Here is a 6024-nt window from a genome sequence, read left to right on the forward strand (position 1 = left end):
GCCCCGCAGTCCCCGACGACGTGATCGACTGCGCGAACTCGGGGACGACGATGCGCCTCGTCACCGCCGCGGCCGCGCTCGCCGACGGGACGACCGTCCTCACCGGCGACGGGTCGCTGCGCTCGCGCCCGCAGGGGCCGCTCCTCGACGCGGGACAACGGGCGGGCGCCGCTCGTCGTCACCGGTCCGCTCTCCGGCGGCGAGGTCGCGATCCCCGGCGACGTCTCCTCGCAGTACGTCACCGCGCTGCTGATGGCGGGCGCGGTCACGGAGGAGGGGATCGACGTCGAGCTCACGACGGAGCTCAAGTCGGCGCCGTACGTCGACATCACGCTCGAACTCCTCGCCGACTTCGGCGTCGAGGCGGTTCCGGTCGACGCGACCGGCGACCCGCTCGACGGCGCCGCGGGCGCCGCGGGCTTCTCGGTCCCGGGCGGCCAGTCGTACGAGCCCGCGGGCGACAGCTACGCCGTGCCGGGCGACTTCTCCTCCATCTCGTACCTGCTCGGCGCGGGCGCGGTCGCGGCCGCGCCCGGCGAGGCGGTCCGGATCGAGGGCGCGCGCCCCAGCGCGCAGGGCGACGCCGCGATCGTCGAGGTCGTCGAGGAGATGGGCGCGCCGGTCGACTGGGACCGCGAGGCCGGCGAGATCGCGGTCGAGCGCGCCGACCTCTCGGGCGTCGCGGTCGACGTGGGCGACACGCCCGACCTCCTTCCGACGATCGCCGCGCTCGGCGCGGTCGCCGACGGCGACACCCGGATCGAGAACTGCGAGCACGTCCGCTACAAGGAGACCGACCGCGTCTCGGCGATGGCCGAGGAGCTCGAAAAGCTGGGCGCGGAGACGACCGAGGAGCCGGACGTGCTCACGATTCACGGCGACGCGAGCGATCTCACGGGAGCCACCGTCGACGGCCGCCACGACCACCGGATCGTGATGGCGCTGTCCGTCGCCGCGCTCGCCGCCGAGGGGACGACGACCGTCCGCGGCGCCGAACACGTCGACGTCTCCTTCCCCGGCTTCTTCGGGACCATGGCCGACCTCGGGATGACCGTCGATCGCGACTGACGCGCGGAGAAGCCAATGGTTATAGCCGTTCGCAATATACACAATATCAAATGGTGGCAGACAGCAGATGAGCGGCGAACCGTCGCCGAACGAAGAGGCGGGCGGACCGAACGCGGCGCTCGTCGTCGGCGTCGTGTTCTCGACGATCGTCGCGCTCACCGTTATCGCGTACACCGTGACGGTGAGCGCGGTCAACGCGTTGGCCGTCGACCTGCTCGCGTACCCGATCGCCGGGGTCGCGCCGTTCGTCGTGATCACCGGCGCCATCCTCACGATCCCGATCATGATCCCGACGGCGCTGGTCTCGATGAAGCGGCTGGGCTGACGCCGACGGCGGCGCCGAACACGTCGGCGTCCCCTTCCCCGACTTCTTCGACGCGCTGACCGACCTCGGGATGGCCGGCGATCGCGACGGCGCGATCGAATAACTATTCATAAACAACCGGCTGTGCGGTGGCGCGTGCCTGCGAGCGGCCGCCGGGGGCGGCCGCGAGGAGCACGCGCGAGGGAGTCGGGCGCTTCGAGGGCGACCGAAGGGAGCCCGAAGGATGCGCCCGACGAGGCTGGGGAGGCGTGAGGTGGTGCGGTCGCTGTGCGGGGCGGGACTCAAAGGGGCAGTCGCGAGGCGGGCGCAGGCGACGTAAGCACCGCAACGAGGGAGCGAACGAAGTGAGCGACCGAGTGAGGAGCGCAGCGAGCGTGCGGCCGCCTCGCGACTGGGGCTTTGGCGGCGTTCGCCGGCGATCCACAGTCAGCCATTTATAAACACGATTGCTCAGCCAAATGCCTATTTGTCGCCGTTTCACGAGGCAGGTTATGTCCCCCAAGCGGCGGGCCGTCATCCTCCTCGGCGCGGGCGCGGTCGGATTCGGCGCCCTCGGGTACCGCGCACTGACGGACTGCGAGGAGTTCGCCCGCTTCGCGTTCGAGTACCGGGGCGCGGACGACGCGCCGAACCGGCTGACGATCGAACACACCGGCGGGACGGAGCGGCTCCGCGCGGGAGACGCGTTCGTCACCAACGTCAGCACCGACTACGAGGCGGGCGAGTCCGACACCCTCGCGTGGGCCGAGTTGGACGACGACCTCGACCCGGACGACGCGATCGCGGGGAAGCGGTACGGATTCCGATCCGGTTCCCGGACGTCGTGACGGTCCGGTGGCGTCGTAAGGACGACGAGGAGGTCGTCGGGGCGTGGGTGTACGACGACGACGAGCGGTGACTCTCCCCCGTCGACTTCGTCGACCGCCCTCGCTGTGGCCCGGCTGACTCCTGAGCCCGAACCGCTTTTGCGCGCGGCGACGCACCGGCCGGGCATGGTCCTCGAAAGCGTGCGCTCCTCACCCCATCTCGTCGGCGCCTCCCCGGCGAGGGGGCTGCTCGCGCTGGCTGTTGGCGGCGTCCTCCTGCTCGCCTCCCTCGGATTCGCGCTCGGGTTAGACGTCGGGCTCTCCCTCGGCTGGATCGCGCTGACGCTCGGGATCGCCGTCGCGGCGGGGTTCGCGGGTGCGGGTCTGGTCCCGGCCGTCGGCTCGCTGTGGCTCGTCGGACTCTGGTGGTTCGCGTTCCCGCCGCTTGTCGGCTCCCTCACCGGTCGCTGGGCGGAGTCGGCGCGGTACAACCACCCGCGAATGGTGGGATACGGGTACGAGTCGGCGCGCGCGGAGCTGCTCGGCGGGATCGAGTACGGAGTTAAATATGGGCTGCTGTTCGCGGTCGTGATCGGACTCGTCGGGTACGGGGCCGGGATGATCAGTAGTCGACTCGCGACACGGGCGAGCGAGTCTCGATAAGCCCTCGTTCGTTTATAAATACCTGACTGCGGATCGACGGTGACCGCCTCCAAAGCCCCAGCCGCGAGGCCGCAGTAGGCGACGTAAGCACCGCAGCGAGCGGAGCGACACAGGAGCGCAACGAGCGTACCGCGGCCTCGCGGCTGGGGCTTTGGAGGTTGTCACCACCGATCCACCAGCGACTGCGTGTGAGATATCGACGTATTAGTCGCTCGCCTCGGCGGCCGTCTCGAAGACAACCCACTCGGGGTGGGCGTCAGGCTCGTCGGGGAAGTACGTCCCCTCAGTCCCGCACGCCGTGACGAGCCGACAGGTCGAGCGCTCGGGCGGCCAGACGACCTCGACGCGCTCGCCGCTGGCTCCCGCCTCGCTGCCCTCCGTCACCCGAACCGTCACCTCCTGCCGGTAGGTGAACGTCGCGCCGGCGGGGTCGACGAGCGTCACGGTCACGGCGACCGCGTCGCCCTCGGGGTCGAACGGCACGGGGTCGCCCGCCTCGGGGTCGCCCGCGGCCGCCGCGCCGGGCAACCGGACGCCCTCTGGCGTCACCGCCCAGTCGACCGCGAGCGAGTCGCCGAGATCGCTCACCGTGTAGGAGACGTGGTCCGGACCGCCCGGAGCGCCCCGTCGCGGGTCGACGCGGACCTGCGCGCGGGCGACGCGGTCCGGCACGCCGACGGTCGTCTCGGCGTCGATCCGAGCGCCAGTGCGCCGGTCGAGCGGTTCCAGCTTCGGCGTGACGCGGGTCTCCGGATCCGCGGTCCAGACCCCCTGATAGCCGTAGCGGTACAGGGTGCGGTCCGGGTACGCGTCCAGCACCGCGAAGTTCTCGACCGGGTCGCGGTCGAGCGCGTACACGACCTCGCCGTCGAGCCCCGGCCCGTTCCGGAGGTACTGGAACGGGTGGTTCTGCCACTCGCCGTACGGCGTCGGCACGAAGACGAGCCCGCCCTCGAAGGTCGTCTCGTCGAACGGCGCGTACGCGGCCTCGTGTTTCGCGTCGACCGCGGCGTTCCGCTCGATCGGATCCGCGGCCGCGTCGACCGCGGCCACGCCCGCGACGACGACCGCGCTCGCGACGACGACCGCGATCGCCACGCGGGCGACCGTCCCCGAGGCGCCGCGGGAGACGAGCCGGTCGCGGGCCGCGGACAGCGCCCGGGCGGCGGCGGCGACGGCCAGCCCGCCGAACACCGACAGCGGGACGAGCAGGTCGAAGTGATAGAACGGGCCGAACAGCGACGCGAGCCCGTCGGTCGGGTCCGAGAGGTCGGCGAGCGCGTTGTGCGTCCCCCAGAAGTAGAGGTTCCCGACGACGACAGAGACGGCGACGCCGACGAGCAGCGCCGTCGCTGTCCGTCGGAAGCCGGGCGTACCGGACGCGTCGTCGGCCGCCCGGTCGTAGAGGAGTCCGCGCGGATCGCCGGTCGCGCGCCACCCGCGGAGCGCGACCGCGCCGCCGACGAGCGCCGCGAGCGTTCCGAGCGGGCCGGCGGCGAACCAGCGGGTCGCGATCTCCCGGAGCGCGTACCCGTTCGACTCCAGCGCCAGCCCGAGGGTGTAGTCGACCGAGTGGCCGAGGATCCGGCGCTCGCCGAAGCCGGGGCCGTCCATCGGCGCGAACACCTGGTACGGGAACACGAGCGGGGACCCCGTCATCCGGGCGTTGTACGCGAGCGTGACGCCGACGAACAGGGTACCGAACAGCGCCGTCAGCCCGTGGCGGCGGACCGGGTCGGGGAGCCCGCGGACGCCGGCGTCGACCAACGCGCGCGGCGTCGACGCCGCGGACTCGGCGCCGAACCGCCGGGTCGCCGACGCGACGCGCCACAGCGCGTGACAGATGAACGGGGCGGCGAACAGCACCGCCGTGTACGGCCGCGCGAAGAAGGCGACCCCGATCGCGAGGCCCGCGACGCCCGCGGCCCGGAGGGACTCGTCCCGGACGCTCCGGAGGTACGCGACCGCGAAAACCAGGTTGAAGAGCGTCGTCGGCGCGTACGGAAGGAACGCCGAGGAGGTCGCGATCGCCATCGGCGACGCGGCGAAGAGGACGGCCGCGGCGAGGCCCGCCCGGCGACCGACGGCCGCGGAGCCGAGCAGGTACACCAGAGCGGCGTTCCCGGCGGCGACGACCGCGAGAGTCACGCGCGGCTCGCCGAACAGGGCCATCGAGACGGCGAACGTCGCCGCGGGAACGGGGTTGTACTTCGGGTAGAGCCGCCCGCCGTCCTCGATGAAGAACCACGGGTGGACGGCGTCGGCGAGCGAGCCGGCGTGGAACGCCAACTGACCGTCGAGGAGGAGGGCGGCCTGCGTGAGGTAGACGGCCTCGTCGTGGTTCGCCGAGTGGTGCGAGAAGACGGTGACGGCGACCGCGAACGTCAGGGCGCCGGCGGCGACGGCGACGAGCGCCGCGGCGAGGCTCACCCGGTCGGCGCGTTCGAGTCGCTGGCGGAGGCGGACGAGGAGCCGGCGGACACGGGCGACGAGCCGGCGGGGACGGAGCGACGGTGGGAAAACTGACACGGTCGGTGGAGTGAGGCTGTGAGCGTGACGGGCGCGCGGCGCGACGTGGGGGCGAGGCGGCGGCTCAGATCTGGACGCCGGCGTCGCGCATGAGGTCGATCGTCGGTTCGAGGTTGGACAGCTCCGAGAGGTCGATGTCCGGGACGTCGAGCTCGTCGATCGTCGGGAGGTCGCCGATCGGCTCGACCTCCGGAATCAGCGGGTACTCGAAGGTGGAGCGCGCGAAGTAGTCCTGCGCCTCCGCCGACAGCAGGTGGCGGACGAAGTTCGCGGCGAGGTCAGCGTTCGACGCGGTGTCGACGACCGCGGCGCCCGCGACGTTGAACACCGCGCCCGCGTCGCCCTGCGTGAAGGAGGTCGCGATCGGGGCCTCCGGGTTCCCGTCGAGCACGCGCTGGATGTAGTAGTGATTGGTGAACGCGGCGTCGATCTCGCCGTCGGCGATCTCCTGACACGCGCGGAACTCGTCCGGGTACGTCGCGGCGCCGCGCTCGACCATCGCTTCGAGCCACTCGCGGGTGGCCTCCTCGCCCTCCAGCAGCCGCATCGCGGTGACGAACGCCTGCGCGGAGCCGTACGACGGCGCCCAGCCGAGGTCGCCCTCGAACTCGTCGGGGTACGCCATGATGTCGT

5 protein-coding genes and 1 pseudogene are annotated in these 6024 nt (G+C 72.0%); 4 read left to right on the forward strand and 2 right to left on the reverse strand.

Going from position 1 to position 6024, the window contains the following annotated elements; translation table 11 throughout:
* The 4 genes and pseudogenes from aroA to B9G38_RS13410 form a co-directional block, all read left to right on the forward strand.
* Positions 1 to 1068 (forward strand): annotated as a pseudogene (gene aroA, locus B9G38_RS13395) (3-phosphoshikimate 1-carboxyvinyltransferase); the annotation flags it as partial.
* A gap of 67 nt (positions 1069 to 1135) precedes the next feature.
* Entirely contained in the window at positions 1136 to 1393 is a 258-nt protein-coding gene (locus tag B9G38_RS13400) for a hypothetical protein (protein ID WP_086220689.1), read from the forward strand.
* Positions 1394 to 1884: 491 nt separating this feature from the next.
* Positions 1885 to 2220 carry a hypothetical protein gene (locus B9G38_RS13405; protein WP_233127212.1) on the forward strand — a complete coding sequence of 112 codons (336 nt, stop codon included), beginning with the start codon at positions 1885 to 1887 and terminating at the stop codon, positions 2218 to 2220.
* 165 nt (positions 2221 to 2385) lie between these two features.
* The gene (locus B9G38_RS13410) at positions 2386 to 2862 is read left to right on the forward strand and encodes a hypothetical protein (RefSeq protein ID WP_086220690.1); all 477 of its coding nucleotides are present in this window, start codon (positions 2386 to 2388) and stop codon (positions 2860 to 2862) included.
* Between the two features lie 204 nt (positions 2863 to 3066).
* Here the strand turns inward: B9G38_RS13410 and B9G38_RS13415 are convergent, their stop codons facing one another.
* Positions 3067 to 5391, reverse strand: coding sequence for a glycosyltransferase family 39 protein (locus B9G38_RS13415; RefSeq protein WP_086220691.1), 2325 nt, complete (start codon positions 5389 to 5391; stop codon positions 3067 to 3069).
* Between the two features lie 64 nt (positions 5392 to 5455).
* The coding region (locus tag B9G38_RS13420; protein WP_143415460.1) for an extracellular solute-binding protein at positions 5456 to 6024 on the reverse strand (569 nt) is incomplete at its 5' end.

The organism is Halorubrum sp. SD612, from assembly GCF_002135005.1.

Coding starts and splice junctions, on each gene's coding strand:
- B9G38_RS13400 (WP_086220689.1), top strand. CDS start 1,136: ATGAGCGGCGAACCGTCGCCGAACGAAGAGGCGGGCGGACCGAACGCG.
- B9G38_RS13405 (WP_233127212.1), top strand. CDS start 1,885: ATGTCCCCCAAGCGGCGGGCCGTCATCCTCCTCGGCGCGGGCGCGGTC.
- B9G38_RS13410 (WP_086220690.1), top strand. CDS start 2,386: ATGGTCCTCGAAAGCGTGCGCTCCTCACCCCATCTCGTCGGCGCCTCC.